A 24,649-nucleotide genomic window follows, 5' to 3' on the forward strand; every position below is an offset into this window, starting at 1 on the left:
CTTGATTTCACCTCCTACTTTTTAAAAAGAATAATTCCTGCCGCTACTGAAACATTCAAAGACTGAACAGTTCCTTGCATTGGAATATAAAAGGTTTCATCAGATTGATTTAATAAAGATTTGGAAACACCTTTAGCTTCAGAACCTAAAACAATAGCTGTTGGAAGATTAAAATTAATAGTTTCTATTGATTTGGCTTGTTTTGTAAGAGCTGAAGAATATATTCAAAAATTACGTTTTTTTAACTTGTCAATGGTTGCTAATAATGAATTTACTTGTACAAATTTAATCCCTACAAATCCGCCTGATGATATTCGAATTACGGTTTCATTAATTTTGGCGCAATTATCTTTTGGCAAAATAATATGTTTTATTCCTGCTGCGTTTGCGCTTCGAATAATTGCTCCTAAATTATGATTGTCTTGAATATGATCTAAAATCAAAATCCTTTCGGGATTATCTTTAAATATAGACTCGATAGGGAAATATTTAACATTTTCTACTTCAGCAACAAAACCTTGATGGTTTATTCCTTTTGCTAATTTGTCTAAAAAAGTTTTTTCTACTATTTTTACTTCAAATTTTTTTAAATCTATATCAACTAAAGGTTTTGCTAAATAAATTTTTTTGATTGGTATATTGTTTTTTATCGCGTCTAACAAAGAATTCTTGCCGCAAATGTATTTAACCATAATTTGATAACCTCTTTTATAAAATGTAAAAATTTAGGAAAAAATGAACTTTTTTCATAGTTTTTCTCTAATTTTGTCTGCTTGTTGGTAATTTTCTTGTGCTTTTAATTTTTCTCATCTAGCAACTAATAATTCATCTGTTTTAGTCAATGTTTTTTGTACAAAAATAAAGCCTAAAGTCTTTAAAATAAAGGATAAATTTGCAAAGTCTTTATTTTTAAGAAGCAAATTTAATTCTTTATTTGCTTGAGCAAAACTAGATTCTAAAAATAACTTCAAAATTGGATTTACTATATTTTTATAGACTTTTTTAGGTTTTAATAAATGTTCAAAATAAGCTTTTTTGTATTGAATTATCTTGTTTTTGTTAGCTTCTAATAATTCTGTTGTTAAATTTATAGGACCTGAAATCGAACTAGTTAATAAAATGTGGCGATAAATATCAGGACTATATTGTTTTAAAAACTCATCTACTAAAAAAACATTATTTAATGATTTAGACATCTTTTCGTTGTTAATTTTTATTTGTCCAACATGAACTCATTTTTTTGTAATAGGCTTCTTAGTTAAAGCAAAATGTTGAGCATTTTCATTTTCATGATGAGGAAAAATTAAATCAATTCCCCCTGAGTGAATATCTATTGTTTGTTTATTAAAATACTTATAAATTAAAGCTGAACATTCTGTGTGTCAACCTGGACGACCTAAACCTAATTTTGAAAAATATTTAATACCTTCAGTAGTTTTTTTTCATAAAACAAAATCGTTTGCTTTGGATTTATGCTTTGTTTTTGAAGAAGATTTTAAAGCTTCTATGTTTTGTCCTGAAATATTTCCATAATTTTTTACTTTAGAAGTATCAAAATATAAATCATCATTTTCTTGATAGGTAAATCCTTGATTTTGAAGCAAATAAATGTAATTTTTAATAGTATTTAACTCATTTGTGACTTTTACAATTTTTGTTGGTTTTTCTATGTTAAAAATTTTTAACTTCTTTATATAATCTTTATAATAAAATTCAGAAATTTTACTCTCTGTTGTGTTTTCTTTTAAAGCTTTTTGGATAATTTTGTCATCAATATTAGTTATGTTATGGAGAAAAAATACTTCATATTTAAAGTATTTTTTAACTCTGTTTAAAATATCAATAGTTAAAATAGGTCGTAAGTTTCCGATGTGAATATAATCGTAAACTGTAGGTCCACAAACGTAAATGTTTTCTTTTTTAGTCATATTGGTTCTTCTTTAATTTTCTTTTAATTTCTAAATAATCTGGTTTATATTTTGCTACTATGCTTCAAAATTTTTGACTGTGATTTGTTTGGTAATAATGCGTTAGTTCGTGAACAATAATGTAGTCAATTGTATTTCTACTAAATGGGAATAATTTTTTTGAAAAATAAATTTTTCTTTTTGTTATGTGATTAGTTGCCCAAGTGCTTGTTTTATCACGCAAAATTACTTCAAAATCAGGAGTATGCATTATTTGTACTCAGTATGATATTCTTGTTTTTATATATTCTAAAAGTTTTTTGTTGATATTATCAATAATTTGTAATTTTAATGTGTTTTTGTTGTGTGATTTAATCTTAAAAACAAAATTTTTTGCATATAAATAATATTCATTATTAGTTTTTACTAAATCAAAATCATATTTTTGACCTAAAAAATAAAAGTATTTTTCTTGTAAATTAATTGGACTAACATTGGAAGCATTCTCAAGTAAATGATCAATTTTAGGCTTTAAAATCAACAAATTTTCTTGAATTTTATTCAAAGGAAAATTTGTATAAACTTTTAATTTTCCTTGTTCTAAACGAACACTAAATTTAAGGTTTTTATATTTTTTTTGCACAACAACAACTTCATAGTGTTTTCCATTGTGAATGTAGCTAAAATTATTGTTCATTTTTTATACTTTTTTTAATTTTTTTAAGATTAGTTTTGGAATTATCAATACATTGTTCAATGGAATAAAAAATTCGTTTTTGATCTAATATACTAATTTCATAATTAGTGTGTTGTTGCATAAGTAAGTCCAATTTAAACATCATATCTGATTCAAAAGTCATTAGTGTATCATCTTGATAATCAAAGTAGTTAGTGATATCTAAAGACTTTGTTTTTGAAGAAAAAATAATTAAAGAAAGAAAAGGAACAGGCATATTCAAAAGTTTTTGTAGCTTAATTATATGCATTTTATTTTGAAATACTGGACTGTAAATTTTTAATTGATGATTAAAGCTGGTTTTGGTTCAATAATTTGAGTAAAAATCACCTTTAATAAAGCCATTTAATGACTTGATTTCAATTACAATTACAGCTTTTTTAGTAATTAAAATACTATCAACTTCAAATAATAAATTATCTTTTTTTAATATTGAAGAATTAATGAAAAAACTTTGATTATTAATAGCTCATTGTAGTAGCTTTTCATTTACTTGTTTTTCATACTCTTTTCCTTTATTTTTCTTTAGAATTTTGGTTTGAAGTGCTTTGAATCTGAAGAATAAAAAAATTAAAAAAAATATTAATAAAGACAACAAACCCAATGTACTACCAAGAATAAAACCAGTTTGATTATCCATCATTTTCCTTCATTTTCTTTGTAATTTGAATTTCAAGTACATTGTGTGATTTATCAAGAATTTTAAAGTAAAGATCGTAATTTAGTTCATTTTGTTCATATTTGAATTTCAAACTTTTAATTAATTTTTGTTTACTATGATGTTCTAACCAAAGATCTATAGTATTAAAAGATGATTCTAAATTAACTTCAAGTTGTTCGTTTATTGTAGTAATTTTTGTTCTGTTATTTACTATAATAGAATCTTCAGAAATTTGATAATATTCTAAACCATCTCGAAAATCGTATTCATCGTAAATAGGACCTACTAATGTTTCAAGGATATCTTCTAGAGTAATAATTCCTATTATGTTTTCTGATTTTTTAGTTTTTTTAATAAAACCAAATTGTGATTTACTCTTTTTAAGCTTTTCATAGTTGTTTTTTAACAAGTCATTTGCCGATAAAAAAGGTACTTGAATTATATAATCATCTATTTGAAAATCCTTTAAAAAGAAAAGATCTTTGATGAGTAAAATTCCTATAAATTTTCCTTTTTTTCTAACAGGAATCCTTGAAAATCTTGACTCTTTAAAGATATCAAGAATTTCTGATAAATTCATATTATAATCAACAAAAACAACATCTTTTATTGGTGTAAAACAGTTGATTGTCTTGATAGAGTCAAAATCTAATGCTTTAATTGCAAGGTCAGATTCTTCTTTTTCAAGCACGCCTTCATGTTTTCCTTGTTCAATTATTTTTTTGAGTTCTTTTTCAGTATTGGTTATTGCATTTTCTTTAAAAATCTTAGCTAAAACAAATGTTATTGGATAAAACAAATAGTAAAAAACTGCAATTATTATTCAAGAAAATCTTAAAAACTTAATCGGGTGTTTTCTTGCTATTAACTTTGGAAAAAGTTCACCAAATAAAACTATTATTGGTGTTGTTACTAAAATAGAAACTATCAGTCTCAAAGATTCATAAGTGATAAATGCACCTAAAAGTGTTGACAAAACGATGGATAAACCTATGTTTACTATATTATTACAAATTAGTATAACTGTAAAGGTTTGTGAAAAATTATAAAACTTATGTAGAATTGATCTTTTTACTATTGATTCTGTTTTTAAATTCTCTTCTAATTTAGCTTTAGAAACACTAGCGTATGCTGTTTCTGAAGCAGAAAATAAAGCAGAAAAAATAACTAAAAGTAAATTAAGAATAATTAAAACTATTAAATAACTACTCTCCATAATCATCCTTGTTATAGTTAGAATCTTCGTTGTATTCTTTTTCAAAGAAATTTCCATTTGAAGGATCAAATTTCATTGTTATTGAACCAATAGCTCCATTTCTATGTTTTGCAATTATAAGAGTAGAATCTTGAACTTCAGAAGGTGGAAGTTGTTTGGTATAGTAATTATCACGATATAAAAACATAACAATGTCAGCATCTTGTTCTATAGAACCAGATTCTCTTAAATCTGAAAGTTGTGGAATCTTTTTCTCTCTTTTTTCAACCTCTCTTGAAAGTTGTGAAAGCGCAATAATTGGTGTATCTAATTCACGAGCTAATTGCTTTAATTTCCTTGAAATTATAGACACTTCTACTTGTCTGCTTTCATTTCTAGAATTAGAGCTGTAGTTAATAAGTTGGAGATAATCGATGATAATTAAATCAATTTCTTCTTTTTTTCTTTTTAATCTTTGCAATTTTCAAATCATCTCGTTTAGTTTAATAGTTCCTGAATCTTCGATCAAGAGATTGTAATTGTTGATTTTGTTATCAATCGCACTACTTATTCTAATTCACTGTTCTTTGTTTATATAACGAGGGTCTTTGAACAAATTAGCATCAATCATAGTTTCTAATGATAATAAACGAGTAACTAATTGCTGTGAAGACATTTCTAAAGAGAAAAATACTACATTTTTCTTCGCATCACAAGCATTTTTAGCTAAATTTAAAGCAAAAGCAGTTTTTCCCATAGAAGGACGAGCAGCTAAAATTATTAAATCACCTTTTTGAAAACCAGAGGTTTTTCTATTTAATTCTTCAAATCCTGTAGTGATTCCTTTAAGGTCTAAACTATTTTGTTGGTGACGTAAAGTTAGTAAAAGTTCTTCAGCAACTTTTGCTACATTATCAAAATCGTGTTTAGCATTAATAGAAACAATTTGATTCATTTGGTCTTGAAATTCATCGATTATTTCTTCACTAGGTTTGTTTCCTTGTAAAATTTCTTTTTCAGATTGGCGAAAAACTTCAGTTATTTTTCTTAATTTAGTAGCCTCAGAAATTTTTTTAATATACTCAATGATTTCAATGTCAACAAGATATTCATCGAGTGAAAGTTCTAAAATGTATTTTTCACCACCAGCTTGTTCTAATTTATTAGTTCTTGTTAGTTCATTTATTAGTAAATTTGTATCAAAAGTTCTTGAATTTTCCATCAAATTTGACAAGGCTTCGAAGATAATTCGTAATTTAGGCACACTAAAATCTTCTATAGATAAATAATTAACTATATTAATTCATTCATTAGGATAATATAAAATATAAGATATTATTTTCTGTTCAAGATCTGGTTCTGATAGCCTAGAATATTTACTCATCTTTTAGAACCTTTATTCTCAAGTTAGCACTTACTTCATGTGATAATTTAACTTTTAAAATTGTAAGTCCTAAAGAGGTAATATGCACTTTTTCTACTGTATGTTTTTCAAGGTGTAAACCTTTTTCTTCAAGCGCTTTAAATACTTGTTTTGTAGAAATTGAACCATGTGGTTGGTCATTTGTAAATTTTAATTTAAATTCTAAAATAAGAGCTTGAATTTGTTCTTTTAAAAGAAGATCTTGTTGATGTTTTTCTTCTTTTTTCTTTGCAATTTCATTTTGTCTTTGGTCTAATGCTTTGATGTGTTCTTCTACATAAGGAACTGCGATTTTGTTTTTAAATAAGTAATTTGAAGCATATCCTGGACTTACTTCAATTACTGTATTTGCTTTTCCATCTTTTGAGTCTTTAATTAATATTACTTTCATTATTTTCTCCCTGTTATTGCATTTATGACGTTGTCTTTAAATTCTAAAAAACTTTCTGAGGTTGATTGAGCTGCTGCTGCTGAAAAATGTCCTCCACCTCCTACTAATTCTGCTATGTGTTGTACATTCGTATCTGGAAGTGATCTAGCAGACATTTTATAAACATTTGCATTTGGTAATTTAGCTATTACAAAAACTGCTTTTCTTTTATAAATATTTAATAAATAATCTGTTGCTATTGAAATTAAATCTGATTCAATTGGTTTATCAATAGCTGCTAAAAAATATCCTGGTTTTACTTCTTCTAAATTCTTAATTACCTCATTAATTATAGTAAAATCTTCCTCGGAAATTTTTAAAATATTAATAGCTTCTTCTGCTGATGCACCTCAATTAGATAAAATACTTGCTGCATTAAAAGTTTTAGATGATGATGATTTTTTAAACTGTACTGTGTCCATATAAATACCATTTAAAAGCATTTGTGCAACGATTGGTGGAATGTTTTTATCATCATAAGAATTTAAGGCAATAAATTCTGTAATGATTTCACAAGTTGATGAAGCTAAAGTGTCAATATAATCGTTACCATAAGTTAAAAAATCTGGTTTTCCTGAAGTAACTCCATGATGATCAAAAATAAATATGTTGTCTTTGTTGATGTTTTTAAAGGCATCAGGATTTTCAATTCTAGCTTTTTCTGCTGTATCAAGCAGGATAACTAAAGTATTTGAATCATTTAATAGTGTAGCTTTTTTTGGCTTGATAAAAATCTTCTTGTCAATCTTATCTTTTTGAAGACTTAAAAATCTTCTAACTGTTGCATCAAAAGTATCATTTTGAATATAAAAGTCTTTATTATAAAGCTTAAATTCTCTTTTGGCATAATCTACTAAAAACCAACCTAAAGCATAAGCTGCACCTAAAGCATCTAAATCTGCGTTTATATGTCCATATAAAATTATTTTTTTAATATCTTCTGAAGCTAGCTTTTTAAGTAATTTTTTAGAAACATAATTTAAATTAGTTCTTGAAGTAGTAACACTAATTTGGCTATTTCTACCATAAGAAAAAGGTTTAAAACCGTATTTTATTATAGTGGTTTGATTTCCTCCTCTTGTTTTTGAAAAGTTAAGAGCTTCTTTTGCTAGCTTGTTTAAGATCTTAAAATCCTTGATTCCGAAAGCAAATCCAGTTGAAATAGTTATATTTAGATTAGTATTTGATTCAATTTGTGTTTTTTCTACAAGATGTTTTTGGAAAATATCAAAATTATATTGTTGCCATTCTTGAAAAGTAGCATAATTTAAAACTATTAAAAATTTACCATTGATATATTGCCTATAAGTAAAATCATATTCAAGCAACAAGTTTTCAAAAAAGACATTGATTTTGTTTTGAATTGAGAACATTTCATCTTCGTTTAATATAGAAGAAAAAACTTGAAAATTATCAAACTCAATTTCACCAATTACTCAAGAATCATCGTTGTATTTTGATGTAATGGAATCGAGCAAAGTAATGTCTCTAATTGATAGCCAATTATTAGATGTATTAATTTGAACACTTAAATGATTATCTCCCATTGAAAAATTAAATTTAGAAGGTAATAAGAAGAAATTTCGATAATTTTCACCTTCAAATAAAACATCAACTGGTTTACCTATTAAAGTTTTTTGATACAGATTAAGAATATATTCTGAAGCTCAAACTATTTTTCCATCTGTTGAAAAAACAACAACTCCCATTCCATTTTCTGATAAAACGTTTTCAAAATGCTTATAAAAAAAGTTGTTAACATTAATTGATCTTTTATAAAAATAAAAGATAACTATGAAAAAAATTCCAATTAATATCAAAATTAAAAATATTAATATTGTAAAAAAAGCAGAGTTTGTAATTTCTGATTTATAAAAAATAAGCAGAACAAATCAAATTATTAAAATAGGAAAAACTGCTAAAAATAAAAATAATCAATTTTTTGAAATTTTCATATTTTTCCTTCATTTTTATATTAATTTTATGGAATTAATATTATTTTACTACCAAAGTAACAATTTTATTTTCTACGTAAATTTCTTTGATAATTACTTTATTTTCTATATATTTTAAGACATTTTCGTTATTTTTTGCTTTTTGTAAAATGTCTTCTTTAGTATCTGTATCTAATTTTTCTATTACAGCTCTTAATTTTCCGTTTACTTGAACTGCGATGTTAATAGTATTTTGTAAAATTTTTGTTTCATCAAAACTTGGTCATTTTTGTAAATGAATTGGCTTTTCGCCAAGCTGACTTAATAGTTCTTCTGAAATGTGTGGAGCAAAAGTAGAAAACATAATTAAAAAATCAACTAAATATTTTTTTGAATTTAAAATTTCTTGTTTATAAAGGCTGTTGATATAGACCATCATTTTAGAAATTGCAATGTTATATTTAAGTGATTCTATGTTTTCTGTAATTTCTTTAATGCTTTGGTGATACACAGATTCAAACTCTGGATTTGAATAATTTGCTTCAAAAATGAAGGATTTTTGCATAATTCTTACTATTCTATCCACTCATTTTTTAATGCCTTGAATTCCTTCTACACTTCAAGCTTTTGTATCTGTAAGTGGTGACATAAACATTAAATAAAGCCTTAAAGAATCGGCACCGAATTGATCAATAACATCATTTGGATTAATTATGTTTCCCTTAGATTTGGACATTTTTTGACCATCAGTTCCTAAAATCATTCCTTGATTTACTACTTTATAAAACGGTTCTTTTGTAGGAACTAATTTTAAGTCATATAAAAATTTATATCAAAAACGAGAATAAATTAAGTGTCCTACAGCATGTTCTTGTCCACCAATATATAAATCTACCGGCATTCATTTTTCAAATCTTTTGTATGCTTCTTTAGACTCTATATCTAAATAAGTTCCATCAGGATTTTTTAAAATGTAAGCTAAAAAATATCAAGATGAACCAGCTCACTGAGGCATTGTATTAGTTTCTCTTCTATATTTTTTGCCTTCTTTTTCAAAGAAAACTCAAGATTTATTGTTTGCTAAAGGAGATTGTCCATCACCTGAAGGAGTAATATTTTCCATATAAGGAAGCTCTACTAATTTTTCTTCTAAATAAATTTTTCCTTCTTCATCAAAGTAAATTGGAAAGGGTTCTCCTCAATATCTTTGTCTAGAAAATACTCAATCTTTTATTTTAAAAGCTTCAACTTGTCTTGATTTTCCTTCATTTTTCAAGTCAAAATGGATATGAGCTCTTGCTTGCTTAATAGTTAAACCATTATATTGATTGGAATTTATTAATTTATCTTTGTTATTAATAACTTCAATAAAATTAATGTTATGTAACAAAGCAAAGTCTTTATCTCTTTCATCATGAGCTGGCACACCCATTAGTGCACCAGTTTGATAATTAGCAATTACATAATCACAAATAAAAATAGGAATTTTTTTGTTGTTTACAGGATTTATTGCGAATAAATTAGTGTTTATTCCTGTTTTTGCATTGTTTTTTTGTTTTTCTCTAGCTGCAAAATTTTCAACAAATACTTTTATTTCTTCATTTTTCTTTGCTAGCTCTTCTGCTAATCAGTGATTTGGAGAAATAGCTAAAAATGTAGCACCAAAAATAGTTTCTAATCTTGTTGTGAAAATATTGATTTTTTTACTTGAATTATCTATTAAGAATTCAACATTTCAACCTAAAGATCTTCCTATTCAATTTTCTTGTAAAGCCTTTAAAGAAGAAGGAAAATTCACTAAATCCAAGTCTTTTAATAATCTATTTGCATACTTAGTAATTTTAAGAACTCATTGCTTCATTTTTTTAGGATATACTAAAAAACCACCACGTTCACTTACTAATTGTCCTTCTTCGTTTACAAGCACTTCTTCATTGGCTAAAACTGTTGCTAACTCAGGACATCAATTTACTTCCACATTTCGAATTTCTGCCAAATTATGCTTGTATAATAAAGCAAAAATTTTCTGAGTTTGTTCATAAAACAAAGGATTGGTAGTATCTACTTCTTTATCTCAATCATAAGAAAAACCAAGAGATACTAACTGTTTTTTGAAGTTTTTAATATTCTCTTGAGTAAATTTTGCTGGGTGATTTCCTGTGTTTAATGCATACTGTTCTGCTGGTAAACCAAAAGCATCTCAACCAATTGGATGAAGAACATCAAAGCTATTTAATCTTTTAAATCTAGCAACAATGTCAGTAGCAGTATAACCTAAGGGATGCCCAATATGCAAACCTGCTCCTGATGGATATGGAAACATATCAAGAACGTAAAATTTTTGATTATGTTTGTCTGTGGTTTGAAATACTTTATTTTCTTGTCAATATTTTTGTCATTTTTGTTCTATTTTTAGATGATCATACATAGTTTTAAAATTTTACTATATTTTTATTTTTATATAAGTTTATGCGTTTTTTTATGGCTTGATTAATTAAAAAAATTATTATTTATAAAACATTAAAAAAGTATAATTTTTAGTTGAAAAAGAAAGGAAAAAATGAAAATTCAAAATTTTTTTAACAAAGATTTAATTTTTATTAATGAAGAAATAAAGAACAAAAATGAAGCACTTTATTTTCTGGGCAAAAAATTAAAATCTTTAAAATTTATTGAAAATTTTTCAACAACATTCTCTGAATTTACTAAAAGAGAAGAGCAAGTTTCAACCTATTTAGGTGATTTTATTGCAATGCCTCATATTAGAGACAAAAATGTTGTCAAAAATTCAATAGTTTTTATTAAAAATAAAAAAGAAATTAGTTGAAATAATAAAGAAAATGAAGAACCTGTTAAATTTATTTTTGCTATTGCCTTAAATGATGAACAAGAAGCTTCATTACATATTCAAATAATTGAAGCTCTGTCTAAAATGTATATGCAACAAGAGTTTTTAATTCAGTTAGAAAATGTACAATCACAAGAAGAATTTTTAGCTTTAATTAATTCATTTTCTGAAGAAGAGAAAGAAGAAAAAGAAGAAAATTTGAACAAAAAAATTGACATTGTTGCTGTTACTTCTTGCCCAACAGGTATTGCTCATACATATTTAGCAAAAACTAATTTAGAAGAGGCAGCAAAGGAATTGGGAATAAACATCAAAGTAGAAACTCAAGGTGCTGATGGTATTCAAAATAAATTAACTAATTTCGAACTTAAAAGTGCAAAAGGTTTAATTATTGCAAGTGATAGAGAAATTGATAAATCTAGATTTGTACATCTTGATAATGTATTGGAAATTTCAGCTAAAAAAGCTATTCATAATGCAAAAGAACAAATTCAAAAAGTACTTGAAAATAAAGGAAAACAATTAAAAATTGCTTCAGAAAACAAAGAAAAATCTGTAGAAAATGAAGCACAAATGTCTTTTGTAGATTTTCATAAAAGAATGTATAGATCTTTATTATCAGGTATTTCATATATGCTACCATTTATAGTTTTTGGTGGAATTATAATTGCTTTTGCTTTTATCTTAGATTTAATCATTGGTGCATCTTATGGAAGAAATTTAGATGCCCCTGAGTTTTTAAAATCATTTGGTAGCAATTATGCATTTTCCAACTTAATTTTGAGTATTGGAAAAATCGGAATGTCTTTGGCAGTTTCAATTCTAGCTGCTTTTATTAGTTTTTCTCTTGTAGGAAGACAAGGCTTACTTCCGGGTTTTGTAATTGGAGCAATTGCAAGCGGACAATTAGCTGGCTCATATTCGTTTTTAGCTTCAACGTTAGAAAATTCATATGAATTAACACCAGATAGTATTTTATCTACTGGTTCTGGCTTCATTGGGGCAATTTTTGGTGGATTTTTTGCTGCTACTATGGTTATTGTTTTTAATAACTTCATTTTAAAAGGATTGTCAAAAAATTTACAAGGTATTAAAAATATTTTACTAATTCCTTTATTAGCAACTTTTACAATTGCCTTATTATTTTGAGCATTAAATATCATTTTAATTTATGTTAATTTTGGTCTTACTATTTTCTTATCAATTCTAGAATCTAAAACTTACTTAGTATGACTTCTAGGTCTTGTAATTGGAGCAATGATGGCATTTGATTTAGGAGGACCTGTAAACAAAGCAGCTTATATTTTTGCAACATTTACAGTTTCACAAAAAGGGGCTTCTTCTATTTCAATGGCAGCTGCTATGTTAGCTGGAATGATTCCTCCATTAGGAATATCTCTTTCAATGTTTGTAAATAAAAAATTATGAACAGAAGAGCAAATAAATGCTGGAAAAATTTCAAATATAATTTTTGGTCTTTCCTTTATATCAGAAGGAGCTATTCCTTATACAGCCAACAAACCAAAAGTGCTTTTTCCTTCTAATATAATTGCAGGTATTGTAACAGGAATTACCTCAGCTTTATTAGGAATCAATATCATCGCTCCTCATGGTGGAATATTTGTTGTCTTTTTAGCAAGAACAAATTTAGTTGAATCTGCAGGAGCACAAATTGGTTTAGGAATTTTGTTCTGAATCTTGGTATTAATACTGGGAACTATTACTCACGCATTTTGTATTTGATTCTTTTCAAAAATACAAAAAACAGGTTGAGATTTTAAAAATATCTTCAAAAAAGAAGCAAAATAGAAAATTTTACTCATTAAAAAAACCAGTTTCTAATTAATTAGAAACTGGTTTTTTTAATCATTAATTATTTTTAAATTTTAAAAATCAAAACTACTTAAAAGCATGAATAACAAAGTGTGATTATTGTATTATTCGGTTGATTGATCATATTGTTGCTTTTGATAATAATAAAGAATTAATTTTTTAGAATTTGAAAGTTTTACAAGACCAATTATTACAAATATAAATGCAATAATAGATCAAATAAAAATAACTCCTCAAATTAAACTATAATAAGAAAAACGAAGATCTTTTTGTATGTCATAAAGTATTAAAGTCTTTGTATCATTGTTTCCTGAAACAACATAGATTTGTATTAAATTAAGCAAGTTTTTAATGTTTACTAATAATAAAATTCAAACTACTAAAAAGCCTATAACCAACAATATTAAAATAATAATTAAAGCTATATTATCAGGTGAAGAAGCACGTGAAATAATTAAAAAAATAGAACCTATAATAAATATAATGATACTTATTAACTTGAATTTTCTTATATTCTTAATAGTCTGATATAAATTATCTTCATTATCTAAAATCATAGTATTTAATTATATCAAATCGTTTTAAAATGTCTTGAATTTGCATAATTTGAATAAAAAATTATTTAAATTTCGATTTTTTGCTACAAAATCAAAAAAAAAAAAAAAAAGCATATAATACGACAACTATGAAAAAAATTATTACTTATTTAGGTGCTATTGCAACAATAGCAACACCATCACTTATTTTACTTTCTTGTTCACAAAAAGATGAAATAGAAACTAAATTTGATGAAATTATTAATGTACTTCAAACTCAATTAGATAAAAGCGGTAATGAACAACTTAAACAAGCACTTAATACTCAAATACAAACATACAGAAACCAAATCAAAAGCCAAAGATCTACATGATCTTCACTTTCAAAAGAAGAAAGAGCTGCAATAATTCAACAACTAGAAGCAACTAAAATAACATTAAAAACTCTATACAACATCGCTAACTAATTGTAAATTTATTTAAAAAAACAAAGCATTAATTGTGAGGTGGTACCCTTTTCTTCAAAAAATTTTTGAGTGTTTTAATTAATTATAATTTGAAATGAATGTTTCCCTAAACTTAATAGGAGACATTCATTTTATTTTGTCTTTAATTCGTTTGTGATTGTAATAATAAATATAATTTGCAATTGCTTTGTGAAGTTGTTTAAAAGTTAAAAATTCTTTTTCGCGACCATAAAAACATTCTCTTTTTAATGTTCCAAAAAACGATTCAATAACGCTATTATCTAAACAATTTCCTTTTCGGGACATGGACTGAATTATTCCTTTTTGTTTTAATTTTTCTGAGAATTGTCTATGTTGATACTGTCAACCTTGATCACTGTGAAAAATTAAACCTTCAAGATTTTTGTGTTTTGAAAATGCTTTTTGAAGCATTTTTCTAATTTGTTGGTTGTTAGCGCTTGTAGACAAATCTCAAGCAATAACTTCACCTTTAAACATATCTAAAATTGGTGATAAATATGCTTTTCCAAATGGTCCGCTAAATTCTGTTATGTCTGTAGTTCATTTTTGATTTGGTTGAGTTGCGACAAAATTTCTATTTAAAATATTGTCTACAATTTTGCCAACACTTCCTTTGTAAGATTTGTATTTTCTTCAGAACAAATTGCTTTGAGATTGAATTTTGCCATTAATCTGCGAACTTTTTTAATTCCAATTTTATAGCCTCTATTATTAAGTTCAGCTTTTATTCTTCTTTTTCCATATCTTGCTTTATTTTCTTTAAAAATAAGCTTCATTTGGCTTATAATTTCTTCATTTTTCTTGTCAAAATCTTCTTTTTTGAGTTCATAATAAAAAGTAGATATAGGAATAGAAAACTCTTTTAATACTTGAGTTAAGCGAAGGTTTTTGTCAGCTTTTACTATATTATAAATGTTTTTTATTTTTTCTTGCCTTGGTTGATTTGAGTCAAAGATCTCTACCAAGGCTTTTCACTTTTTTAGTGCTTCATTTTCCTTTTTTAAAAGTTTAATTTCTTTTTCAAAGTTTTTTTCTCTTTTTTTAAAATGCTTGAGTTCTTCTCTAAGAAGTTTCAGTTCTTCATATACAGATAATGAAGAATTTGATTGATCTTGACTATCGGAATTGTTTGATATTTTTGTAGATTTATTATTATTAATCTTAGATTTCATTATTGGTCTTCCTTTGTTTAATTCTAAGCCACTAATCCCTGATTCTAAATATTTTTTGGTTCAAAAAGATATTTGACTTGGATTAAGATTATTTTCAAGTGAAATTTTAACAATTGGTTCACTAGCTAAAAATCTTTTAACTATGTTTAATCTTTGATCTATAGTTCACTTTTTATTTCGTGGTTTTTTCTTAAGTCCTTCAACTCCTAATTTGTTATAAATAATTTACTTGATTTAAAAAAATTTTTTAACTTGTATTTGCAAAATCGGGCTTTTTAATTTCAATTCCTTTTTATATTTTTTTACACATTCTAATTTAAATTCTAATGATTATTTCATAAAAAATCTCCTTTTCTATTTTTCTAAGAAAAGAGGATCTGCTCATTTTTCAAGCATTTTTTTATTTACATATTAATATCTGTTGTTTCTTTTTTTAGAATTTTTTTTATTAGCAGGTACTCTGTTGTTTTGTGGATATCCGGCATTGTGTTGGTAGCTATTATTTTGAGAATAGTTATTATCTTGGTAATCATCTTCATATTGAGAGTTGTAGTAATTTTGTTGGTAATTGTTTTGTTGAGATGAAAATTGTATCATTAATAAAGTTTTTGTAGCAGAAGCCACTTTAAATAAAGAAACTAAAACCAAAATACCAAAAAGTGTCAAAATAGCCCCAACTAAAGGAATTCACATAAATATAAACATTTTGGAAGCAAAATTTAATTTTTTATATGCATCATACATAATAAAAGATGAGCTAGAATTTTGTGAATTCATAACTGCTGGGTATATAAGATTTTTTAAAGAAATTGTTCTGACTGTTAGAACAATGACAGTAATAGATCCTGCAAAACCGATTAAAATGGCAAATACTAAAAAACCTATAAATGCAGGTTCAAATAGATAAGGTGAATCATATGAAGTCGAGTCATTAGTTAATAATAAAAAACTATTAACATATTTTTGTACAACTGGTAATGCAATTGTAAAAAATAAAATAAAAAGAATTATAAATAAAATTAGACAGATTCAGTAAAATCTAAGGGTATTTCTAAGTGCTTTGGTTTTTAAAAAAATCAGTGATTGAAAATCCATAATAATGTTATTTTACATAATTATAAAAATTTTTAGTATTTCTTGTACAAAAAGTGCGTTTTGTCTTTAAATGTTATTTAATAAAAACAATATTTATTAAAAAGTAAATAATATAAGCATATATTCATTTGTGGCTTATTATTTGAATGTATATTAAGTTGTCTATTATAAATTGTTTCTTTTAAAGTAATAACAATCCTTCAAAAATGAAGGATTTTTAAAGTTTTTTTGCAAAAAATGTATCAAAAAAAAAAAAAAAAAGGATATTTGTATAAAATTCTTCCTTGTATAGATTCAACTATACATTTTTGTATTTTAAAAAAGGAAAAATATGTTAAAAAATAAAACAATATTTAAACAATTATTCATTAGCACAATTGCGTTTGTTCCTTTAGTAGCTTTGGTATCTTGTGGAGAGACAAAAAAAGAAGCACCAATAGTTAAAGGTGGATCTGATACTCAACAACAACCAGGTGTTCAAGTTACTGACCCAAAAAAAGAAGAAGCGCAAAATAGATATAATACAATTAATACTGAATATGAATACATTAAAAATGAAAAATTAAAAGAAGGAACTGATCCACTAATTAAAAGTGCTTTAGACACTTTATTGCCTAAAATTAAAGAAATTTTAGAAAAAGATAAATTTGATTCTGTAAGGGCGCAAACATATTTAGACGTTGTAAAAGATAGACTTGCGAAATTCAAAGAAGCTATTAAATAATATGTAAAATAAAAAAGAGCAAAAATGCTCTTTTTTTAATAACTTCAATTATTGGTAATCTTAAATTATATGGCGCGCCTGGAAGGACTCGAACCCTCAACCTCTTGGGCCGTAACCAAACACTCTATCCAATTGAGCTACAAGCGCATGGAGGCACCAACCGGACTCGAACCGGTAATCAAGGTGTTGCAGACCTATGCCTTACCATTTGGCTATGGTGCCATTAAAGTAATAAAATTTTACTATATTTTTCATTATATTATAGTAAATTTAATTACTTAATTTATTATTTATCTATTTTTAATCTTAATATATTTGATTTATAAAATATGACTTTGGCTTTATTTTTGAAGTAATCATATGAATTATTTAAACTTACAACTAATTTAGCTGTTTTTTCTAAGATTTCTTTGTTATATATATTTTCTTTGTGATATTTTAAAGTTTCTAAATACTTGTTTAAATTAATTAAGTCAAATTCTAAAATATATATATTTTCTAGTTTTAAATCGCAAATATTTTTGTTAGTAACCACTAAACTAGCAGCATTATAATAAGAGCGCGTTAGTAAATTAAGACCTAATTGTGCATTAGATTTATATCTTGCAATTATTATCAAAATATTAAACAAATTGTGTGTAAAAATTACATCACGAATCTTTTTTCCTGAACTAGATTTAGGTTCTGTTGATTCAAAAAATTTCGTTTGATTATTTAATAATCTATAGGCATAAACTATATGTTTTGCTTTATTTTCTTTTTGTTTGATAAGAGATAAATATAAAGCAATTTGTTCTTCATTTTCAACATAAAAACTATAAACAAAAAACTTAGATTCCTTGACTTCAAAGAGATATTCTTGCTTGTCGAAACAGCAACTTTTTTGCATTATTTGCTTTAAAAATGAAGAAAAATTAGTTTAATTTTTGAATTCCTGATGAAGGCTGAATATCTCATTTTTCAGGTTTAGATAAAAGTCCTGAATTTGTAGGCACATTATTTACTTCTCCTTCTTTTCAGCCTACATTTTTCCCTCTAACAAAGTTAGCTTTAGACCCATCATCTAGTATTCATTCAGGTGGGATTCTGAAATAAGCTGAATTAATATAAAATCTATATAAGGAGACTCATTTTGGTTGCAAGTCTTTTAAGAATGTAATTCTAATTTTTTTAATGTTTATTCCTTCAACAAAACTAAATTTTCATACCCAGTAATTATTTTTTTGATCTTTGTGATTTTCAGGTTGTTGAACTTCTAATTGCTCTGCTCGTTCTGTTCCATTTTTGTAATAAATTATTTCAACTTTAAAATATTTAGTTAAATTATTTACGTTTGTATAATCTGGATTATTAAATGCTGAAAAAGCAAAATCTTTTACAAAAACAGCTTGTCTTTGAGCTTGCAGTTCAAATTCTATATTTCATGGTTTTTTATCTGAATATCAATAATCTTTAGATTTATTATAAGTTGCTTGTGCTATTGTATAAAAAGGAGAATATGGTTTTCAAAGATATTCTGAAGTATCTGTTGCTTTTGCCACTCAATTATCATCTAAAGCTGTATCTAAAATTACTTTATTTAAACCAGTAATTTCTAAAGTGTGTTTTTGTTGTTGACCTCAATAAGTGATGGTGTATTCTAATTGCAGAGTTCCTTTTTCTTGATTTATTGAATCTGGAACGACTCTTAGACTATCTTTAATGAGTTTTTTATCTTCTGTAGGTAAAATATTTTCAAAACGTTTTTTGTTTGCTAATCTAGCAGTATATACCTTGTTAATTTTATTTAAATTGGAGTTAATTCTTGCAGTTAAATATTTAAAGGTATATACATAAAATGAAGAAACTGAAGGATTTACATTAACTCTGGAAACAAGATTGTTGTCTTCATATTCCACAAACTTCAAAGTATATCTTCCACCTTTATCAGATAATGACTTGATGGTTGATTGAAATTTAGAAGTTTTTGGATCATAAGTTATGCTATTGTTATTTTTTCCATTTGCTACTTTAGTTTCACCTGCATCTGAAGTATAAATAAATCTGACTTTATTAACATCAAAAATTGTTAAATTGTTTTTAGTAGTCATTTTAAATTCGGCTGTTGCAGGTATTAATTGAGTTGCTTCTTTGACTTCGAATTTAATAGCAAAGTTAGAAGATAATGTTTCTTGTTGGAAGTCAACATCTTCTTCAACTATTCGATCAGTTTGAGCTAATTGCAATTGAGATTTTATTGGGGTTGTTGATTGATTATTCAAAGATTTTGAAAGTAATCTTGTAATTTTTGCAATCTTGTAATTTTTGTTAACTTTTAGATTTTGTAAAGAAAAATCAAGTATTTTTTTGTTATCTGATCCGTTATTGGTTAGTGTTGCAATGGAAGTTAATAGTGAATTGTTGTTGTTTTTAGCTGAAGCAGGTTTGTAATAAATTTTGAATTTTTCATCAACTTCAAAAACATTATAATCGTCTAAGAGTTCCATTTGTGCTTTAATTTCTGTTAGAGAAACTGAATTAATTTTAAAGTTAGTAAATTCTTTATATGTTGATAAACTATCGTTAACTGTAGACGGAGCTGATTCTACACTTTTATAAATGGAATTGTCTTTTGGATCAATAATTGCAATTTGTTCTAAATCATATTGTTGATTTGCATCAATATTTTTAATATCAAAAGAATATGAAGTAATTCCTTCAATAATTTTTAGCTCTTGTGTTTTTAAATAAACATCTTTATCATTTTTATATCAAACTTGTAAAGATTTATTTTCCATATTTTTAGAAACATATGGTAGTTGAACATTAACTTTGTAATAAATTTTATTATTCTGATCAAATAGTTTTTGTGAGGAGTACTTAATATCTAAGTTTCCTTCTTTAGTTGTGAAAAACTTAATGTCATTGTTGTTTCTATTGAAGAAAACTTGAGTATTTTTTTTATCTATAGTTTGAGGTGGAATCTTTGTAAATGCTATATTATCAATTGTATATTTTGTATAGTTTAGTAAGTCATTAAAGTCAAAAGTTGCTTCAAATTTTCCTTCTTTTTCTTCTATTTTTGTAAAATATTTGTTCTTTTTGAACTCTTGATCTTTATCATAATAACTAAGTTCTAAACTAATTTCTTGACCATTTGATAAACTCTGATCTTTGGTAAAAAGTTCAAAGTTTAAAATTGCACTATTGGCTGTAATACCTTTAGCAACTGAATCGTCAAATAAAATTTCTACGCCAGAAGATAAAACTTTTGGTCTAATTTTTCTAAGTGAATAATGAACTTTGTAAAGATCATCTAAAACTGGTGTTTGATTTTGATCAAAAACATTAAAAGAACTAAAACTATATTGTCTGTTAGTAATTAAATCTGCAAAGTGAAATCTTAAATTTTCTGATGTTATTTTTGTTGTTGCAGTAATTTCTTCTTTATTGTTAGATACTAAAACCAATTTAGCTATTTTTCCTAATAAGTTTTCTTTGTTTGTAATATTTAAAACAATATCAAAAGTATCTGAAGTAATCGGGGTACTTGCTATATCACCTAAATAAACTACATCACTAGTACTTAAACTTACTAATTTGGCGTCGTTATTGACTTCTAAATTATCTTCTTTTTCTGAAGTATTTGACGTGTTTTTGTTTAAGGATTCGTTAATTTCAAAAATATATTTGTTTTTTGGAATTGCTAAATTTACAACTGATTTTGCTCTTTCGATATCATCACCATCAATTATAATTTTAGAAATTCTATACTTATGATTATCTGGCAAATCTTTAAAACTAAATGTAAAAATTTTTTTAAGCACATCTAGTTGTTGTACTTCTGAAATAAAAGGTTTTTGATCATCAGAAATTAAAACTAATCTAACAGGTTTTTTGTTTAAATCCAAAGAAATTTTATTAATCTTAATTTGCACATCTGGATCTGAATGTTCAACTATTGGTGTTAGTGAGCTGGTTAATTTGTTTTTGTCTTGAATTTCAAGGTTATCAATATTGATTGGCAAGAGTTCATTATTTTGTGTTTTTTGTGAAATAGATTTAATCAATTTAAAATCATCAAGGTCAGAAACTTCTATTTTAGCTTGTCCTTTACTGTCAGTTCTTAAATTAATTTTTTTACTTTTTCCTTTTCCATCGTCAAGTTCTACTTCAATACTTTTATGTGCAGAAAAGGCAGGATCTAGACTAATAATATGTTGATCTTCATCATATTTAGGAACACTAAAAACTATTGTCTTGGCTTTATCAGTCCAAACAACTCTGTTTTTGTCATTTATAATTTCTCTTAACTTAGAATACTTAGTATCTTTGGAAAGTATTAATTGATTATTTGTTGGAACTAAGCTAACTTCTTCAATTGTTTGGTTTTTATCTACTTCAAAAATTGCTGTATATTTTTTTGAAGATTTCATTACTTTAGGTATGTTAAAAATTACAGCCTGATTACCTTGTTTATCATAGGTAAATGACTGAATTTCTAAGGTAGCTTTTTTCTCTACCGCTGTTTTATAACCGTATCAAGCTCCTGTTCCTCCAAGAACTGCAACAACAATCGCAGAAGCTATTGTTATACCTAAAATAATTTTTATAACCAGTTTTTTTTTCAATTTTTAGTGCCTCTCTGTAAAAGAAAAATTAAATGTTATATAACATAATTTTATAAAATTTTTGCAAATTTTAATATAAATAAAGAAAAAATTATGAAAAAATAAAGAAATTTTACTAATTTTGTGGCAAGTCTTTTTCAGGTTGAATGAATCTTATTTTAAAAATAGAAACATATTTAGGTTGGAATTCTTTTTTAAAGGTAATTTCTATTTTTTTAATTTGTGTTAATTTATCTAGAGCGAAAGATCACTTGTAGTAAGTACTTGTTGTTGTGATTTGTTGTTCTGGTTTTCTTTGACGTTGTTGAGTTGTTATTGAAGTTTTAGTTGTAGCAGTAAATTCTGTTGGACTATTTACATTTAAGTCTTTAGTTACTTCTTGATTTTTGTCATCTGTATAAGTTATTTTGACACTAAAATATGAAGTTAAATGGTTTTGAGCAGTATAATCCTTGTCTTTTCTAGCAGATAATCAGAACTCTTTAATTAAAGTGTTTTTATCATCTTTTGGAGTTATTGTATAAGTAATGTCTTTTTGATCAGTTGTTTTATCTGCATATCAGTAGCTGTAATAGCTATCATTATCTACTAAAGCAAATCCAGGATCAAAAAATTCTACTGATGAAGACGCTTTTGCATCAAATTTATCTTTAGAGTCTTTTATTTCTACTAATTTATTAAAGTCTTTAATTGTATAAGATTGTGAAGTGGTAGACCCAAAATAAGAAAATTGGAAAGAAACAGGTAATTCTCCTTTTTTATCATCTATAGATCTGGAAGTAATACTTAAAGATGAATTGATGAATTTTTTATCGTTTTCAGTAAGATTTGCTTCTAGTTTTTCTTTAGTTACCATTGAAGGAAGATAATTTTTGTTTATTTTATTTAAATTTTCTTCAACAGATTTAATTAAGTCTTGTTTAGATTTAATATTTAAAGTCTGTAAATTTGAAACTAAAATGCTTTGTTTTTCTTTATCTTTGTTGTTTTTTACAAAAATATCTAATGATTTAAGTTCATATTTTCCTGTTTGTTCTGATAAAAAAGGAACAAATAGATTTAATGTTTTTGAACTTTGTTCATACATTATTTTATCATCGTTATTTGTACTATTATCAACAACTTTTTCAGTTGATTTTGCTTCATTTTCCTTTGTAAATAAATAATTTAAACTAAAATCTAAATTGTTGAAACTATCTAAATTATTTTCTGTAGTTAAAGCAAATTTTCCTGTTTTTTCATCTAATGTAGATGCTGAAAGTATTTTAAATTTAATTTCAAAGTTCAATTTCATTTCAGAATTTTTTTCTTTATCATAATAAATTAAACTTTCAAAAGTTTTTAAATTATCTTTATTGTCTGAAGCAACTTCAACATTTCTTTCTACTTTCACGATTTCGTAATTAGTGTTTAATTCTAGTTTAGGAATTTCGACTTCAACAAATCTTTGCTGAGAAGAATTAGTTTGGATTTGAGTAGAAACAGTTTCTACTTTTGCATTTGAATCATTTGTTTTTTTGTAGGAAATAATAAGCGGTGAATTTGTAGAAACATCTTTATAGTCATCATCAATATTTAATTTAATTTTTACTGAATTTAACTTAGTTTGTACTACTTCAAAATCAGAAATATTTTCAGTAAAGTTAAATGAATCTGAAATATCATTTTTAGCTAAATCAATGTTTGAAATTAAGTCGTTTTCTGATTTATCAAAAACGAAAATTCTAGATAATGTATACTTTGTGTTTTTCTTTAAATTGTCAAAGTTGAATTCATATCTTGAAACAGTATTTGATAAAGTTTGTGGTTGTGATTTTAGTACTTTATCATTGTCATATGTATATTCAACTTGTATTTTTTTGTTATAAAAAGAGCTTGGTAATGAAGTAAAAGTAAGGTCTAATCTATATTTTGAATTATTATCTTTTAACTGTTTTAATCCAGTTAATTCTAAATTAATATCTTTAGTGGCTGTTTGAAAATAAAAATCAGAATTTGAAGGCACACTTCAAAAGGGTTTGTTGGCTAAAAGATCAAAATTTTTGTATGGATTTTCTGCAAACGATAAACTAACTAGTTCGTATTTTGTAGCTTCTTGTAAATTTTTTGCTACAAAATGAAGACCATAAGTATTTACATCTTTATATTCTATTTCTGAAGAAGCTGAAAAATAAGTTGGATTATCAGGAGGAGAATCTACTTGTTTAAATTTAGCTTGAATCTCTTGTGTTGGATCTAAACTTAAAACATCAGAAACAAAATCTAAATTAATTGTTGCTGAAGAAATTGTCTGTGAAGTTATAAATTTTTCTGGTTTTTTAACATCAATACCTTCAATATCTGAAATTACTAACTTAATTTTTTCAGTTTCATTGTTGTTTTTAGTAGTAATTTTATTAAGAGTAAGATTTAATAAACTAAATAATTCATTATCAGTTAAATCGATTTTTGCTTCTTTATTAGCCTTTTTATTTATAACAATTTCTTTACCTTCAGTGTTTAACAAACTAAAGTTTACAGAAGCATTTTTAGAAATATTTGGATTAAGTAAAATGGCTTTATTTTTAATGTCAATTTGACCAAGACTTAAATCAATTCCTTCTTTTTCTGGAGATTTTCAAATAGTTTTTTTACTAATATCTTGAATTTCCACTAATCTAGAATCAGGTGAAGTGTTTCTGATTGATAAAATGTTATTATGAGCACCAACAAACTTTCTTATTAGTTTACCTTTATTATTTTTGAAAATAACTATGTAATTAACATCTGTGCTTTTTTTAGCTAATTTTAGTTGTGCTAGTGGAACTCCATCATTGTCATAACTAAATTTAATTACAGGTGATGCAAAAGATTTATTTTTTTGCACACCAAAATATGCTCCAAGCGATACTGAAGTTATTGTAACAGCTGATACTAAAGATAATGCAATAATAATTGGTTTTTTCATTTGTGATTAGTTATTCCTATGTTTTTAAAAAATGATTTTTGCTTCTTTTTTCTTCTTTTTTCTTCTTTTTTCTTCTTTTTTTCAGTGTTTATTTAGTTATAAAGTTTTTG

The 24,649-nt window shown here is 25.5% G+C and carries 17 protein-coding genes, 2 tRNA genes, 1 pseudogene and 1 other annotated feature; of the genes and pseudogenes, 3 read left to right on the forward strand and 17 right to left on the reverse strand.

The genetic code is table 4. The annotated features are described in order from the left end of the window. Positions 1–14: 14 nt before the first annotated feature. Genes rlmB through leuS form a run of 9 tightly spaced genes read right to left on the reverse strand, consistent with a single transcriptional unit; the run spans position 15 to position 10,714 of the window. Positions 15–692 carry a 23S rRNA (guanosine(2251)-2'-O)-methyltransferase RlmB gene (rlmB, locus tag HF996_RS02665; protein ID WP_168910512.1) on the reverse strand — a complete coding sequence of 226 codons (678 nt, stop codon included), beginning with the start codon at positions 690–692 and terminating at the stop codon, positions 15–17. A 33-nt stretch (positions 693–725) separates the two neighbouring features. Beyond that, on the reverse strand, positions 726–1,928 hold the full coding sequence (cysS, locus tag HF996_RS02670; RefSeq protein WP_168910513.1) for a cysteine--tRNA ligase: 1,203 nt from the start codon (positions 1,926–1,928) through the stop codon (positions 726–728). Next, on the reverse strand, positions 1,921–2,604 hold the full coding sequence (locus HF996_RS02675) for a YgjP-like metallopeptidase domain-containing protein (RefSeq protein WP_168910514.1): 684 nt from the start codon (positions 2,602–2,604) through the stop codon (positions 1,921–1,923). The genes cysS and HF996_RS02675 overlap by 8 nt, the downstream gene beginning before the upstream one ends. Further along, positions 2,594–3,283 (reverse strand): nuclease-related domain-containing protein, encoded by a 690-nt coding sequence (locus HF996_RS02680; protein WP_168910515.1) that lies wholly within the window; start codon positions 3,281–3,283, stop codon positions 2,594–2,596. The genes HF996_RS02675 and HF996_RS02680 overlap by 11 nt, the downstream gene beginning before the upstream one ends. After that, positions 3,276–4,520 carry a hemolysin family protein gene (locus tag HF996_RS02685; RefSeq protein ID WP_168910516.1) on the reverse strand — a complete coding sequence of 415 codons (1,245 nt, stop codon included), beginning with the start codon at positions 4,518–4,520 and terminating at the stop codon, positions 3,276–3,278. The genes HF996_RS02680 and HF996_RS02685 overlap by 8 nt, the downstream gene beginning before the upstream one ends. After that, positions 4,510–5,883 carry a replicative DNA helicase gene (gene dnaB / locus HF996_RS02690; protein WP_168910517.1) on the reverse strand — a complete coding sequence of 458 codons (1,374 nt, stop codon included), beginning with the start codon at positions 5,881–5,883 and terminating at the stop codon, positions 4,510–4,512. The genes HF996_RS02685 and dnaB overlap by 11 nt, the downstream gene beginning before the upstream one ends. After that, positions 5,876–6,313 carry a 50S ribosomal protein L9 gene (gene rplI / locus HF996_RS02695; RefSeq protein ID WP_168910518.1) on the reverse strand — a complete coding sequence of 146 codons (438 nt, stop codon included), beginning with the start codon at positions 6,311–6,313 and terminating at the stop codon, positions 5,876–5,878. Before rplI ends, dnaB begins: the two co-directional genes overlap by 8 nt. Continuing rightward, positions 6,313–8,307 (reverse strand): DHH family phosphoesterase, encoded by a 1,995-nt coding sequence (locus HF996_RS02700; protein WP_168910519.1) that lies wholly within the window; start codon positions 8,305–8,307, stop codon positions 6,313–6,315. Before HF996_RS02700 ends, rplI begins: the two co-directional genes overlap by 1 nt. A gap of 40 nt (positions 8,308–8,347) precedes the next feature. Further along, the gene (leuS, locus tag HF996_RS02705) at positions 8,348–10,714 is read right to left on the reverse strand and encodes a leucine--tRNA ligase (RefSeq protein WP_168910520.1); all 2,367 of its coding nucleotides are present in this window, start codon (positions 10,712–10,714) and stop codon (positions 8,348–8,350) included. 132 nt (positions 10,715–10,846) lie between these two features. On the opposite strand from leuS, the gene HF996_RS02710 reads away from it, so the two are divergent. Beyond that, complete coding sequence (locus tag HF996_RS02710) at positions 10,847–12,943, forward strand: PTS fructose transporter subunit IIABC (protein WP_168910521.1); 2,097 nt, start codon at positions 10,847–10,849, stop codon at positions 12,941–12,943. Between the two features lie 128 nt (positions 12,944–13,071). Here HF996_RS02710 and HF996_RS02715 read toward each other — a convergent pair whose 3' ends face one another. Next, positions 13,072–13,524 carry a hypothetical protein gene (locus HF996_RS02715; RefSeq protein ID WP_168910522.1) on the reverse strand — a complete coding sequence of 151 codons (453 nt, stop codon included), beginning with the start codon at positions 13,522–13,524 and terminating at the stop codon, positions 13,072–13,074. Between the two features lie 128 nt (positions 13,525–13,652). On the opposite strand from HF996_RS02715, the gene HF996_RS02720 reads away from it, so the two are divergent. Next, positions 13,653–13,970, forward strand: a complete 318-nt coding sequence (locus HF996_RS02720) for a hypothetical protein (RefSeq protein ID WP_168910523.1) — start codon at positions 13,653–13,655, stop codon at positions 13,968–13,970. A gap of 78 nt (positions 13,971–14,048) precedes the next feature. Here the strand turns inward: HF996_RS02720 and HF996_RS02725 are convergent. Further along, positions 14,049–15,490 (reverse strand): annotated as a pseudogene (locus tag HF996_RS02725) (IS3 family transposase). Next, positions 14,898–14,984: a sequence feature (ribosomal frameshift element), on the reverse strand. It overlaps the preceding pseudogene by 87 nt. 84 nt (positions 15,491–15,574) lie before the next feature. Continuing rightward, positions 15,575–16,258: a hypothetical protein gene (locus HF996_RS02730; protein WP_254427693.1), complete on the reverse strand. Its 684-nt coding sequence runs from the start codon at positions 16,256–16,258 to the stop codon at positions 15,575–15,577. A 331-nt stretch (positions 16,259–16,589) separates the two neighbouring features. Between HF996_RS02730 and HF996_RS02735 the strand changes: the two genes are divergently transcribed. After that, on the forward strand, positions 16,590–16,982 hold the full coding sequence (locus tag HF996_RS02735; protein ID WP_168910524.1) for a hypothetical protein: 393 nt from the start codon (positions 16,590–16,592) through the stop codon (positions 16,980–16,982). 70 nt (positions 16,983–17,052) lie between these two features. Here HF996_RS02735 and HF996_RS02740 read toward each other — a convergent pair. The 5 genes from HF996_RS02740 to HF996_RS02760 form a co-directional block, all read right to left on the reverse strand. Next, positions 17,053–17,129 (reverse strand) — tRNA-Arg (locus HF996_RS02740). A gap of 1 nt (position 17,130) precedes the next feature. Continuing rightward, positions 17,131–17,204, reverse strand: a tRNA-Cys gene (locus HF996_RS02745). 64 nt (positions 17,205–17,268) lie between these two features. Next, positions 17,269–17,871 carry a YigZ family protein gene (locus tag HF996_RS02750; RefSeq protein ID WP_168910525.1) on the reverse strand — a complete coding sequence of 201 codons (603 nt, stop codon included), beginning with the start codon at positions 17,869–17,871 and terminating at the stop codon, positions 17,269–17,271. A gap of 25 nt (positions 17,872–17,896) precedes the next feature. Then, the gene (locus tag HF996_RS02755) at positions 17,897–21,592 is read right to left on the reverse strand and encodes a hypothetical protein (protein WP_168910526.1); all 3,696 of its coding nucleotides are present in this window, start codon (positions 21,590–21,592) and stop codon (positions 17,897–17,899) included. Between the two features lie 115 nt (positions 21,593–21,707). Beyond that, positions 21,708–24,539 carry a lipoprotein 17-related variable surface protein gene (locus HF996_RS02760; protein ID WP_168910527.1) on the reverse strand — a complete coding sequence of 944 codons (2,832 nt, stop codon included), beginning with the start codon at positions 24,537–24,539 and terminating at the stop codon, positions 21,708–21,710. Between the last annotated feature and the right edge of the window lie 110 nt (positions 24,540–24,649).

Source organism: Mycoplasma sp. 1654_15 (genome assembly GCF_012516495.1).
Lineage (GTDB): Bacteria > Bacillota_I > Bacilli_A > Mycoplasmatales > Metamycoplasmataceae > Mesomycoplasma.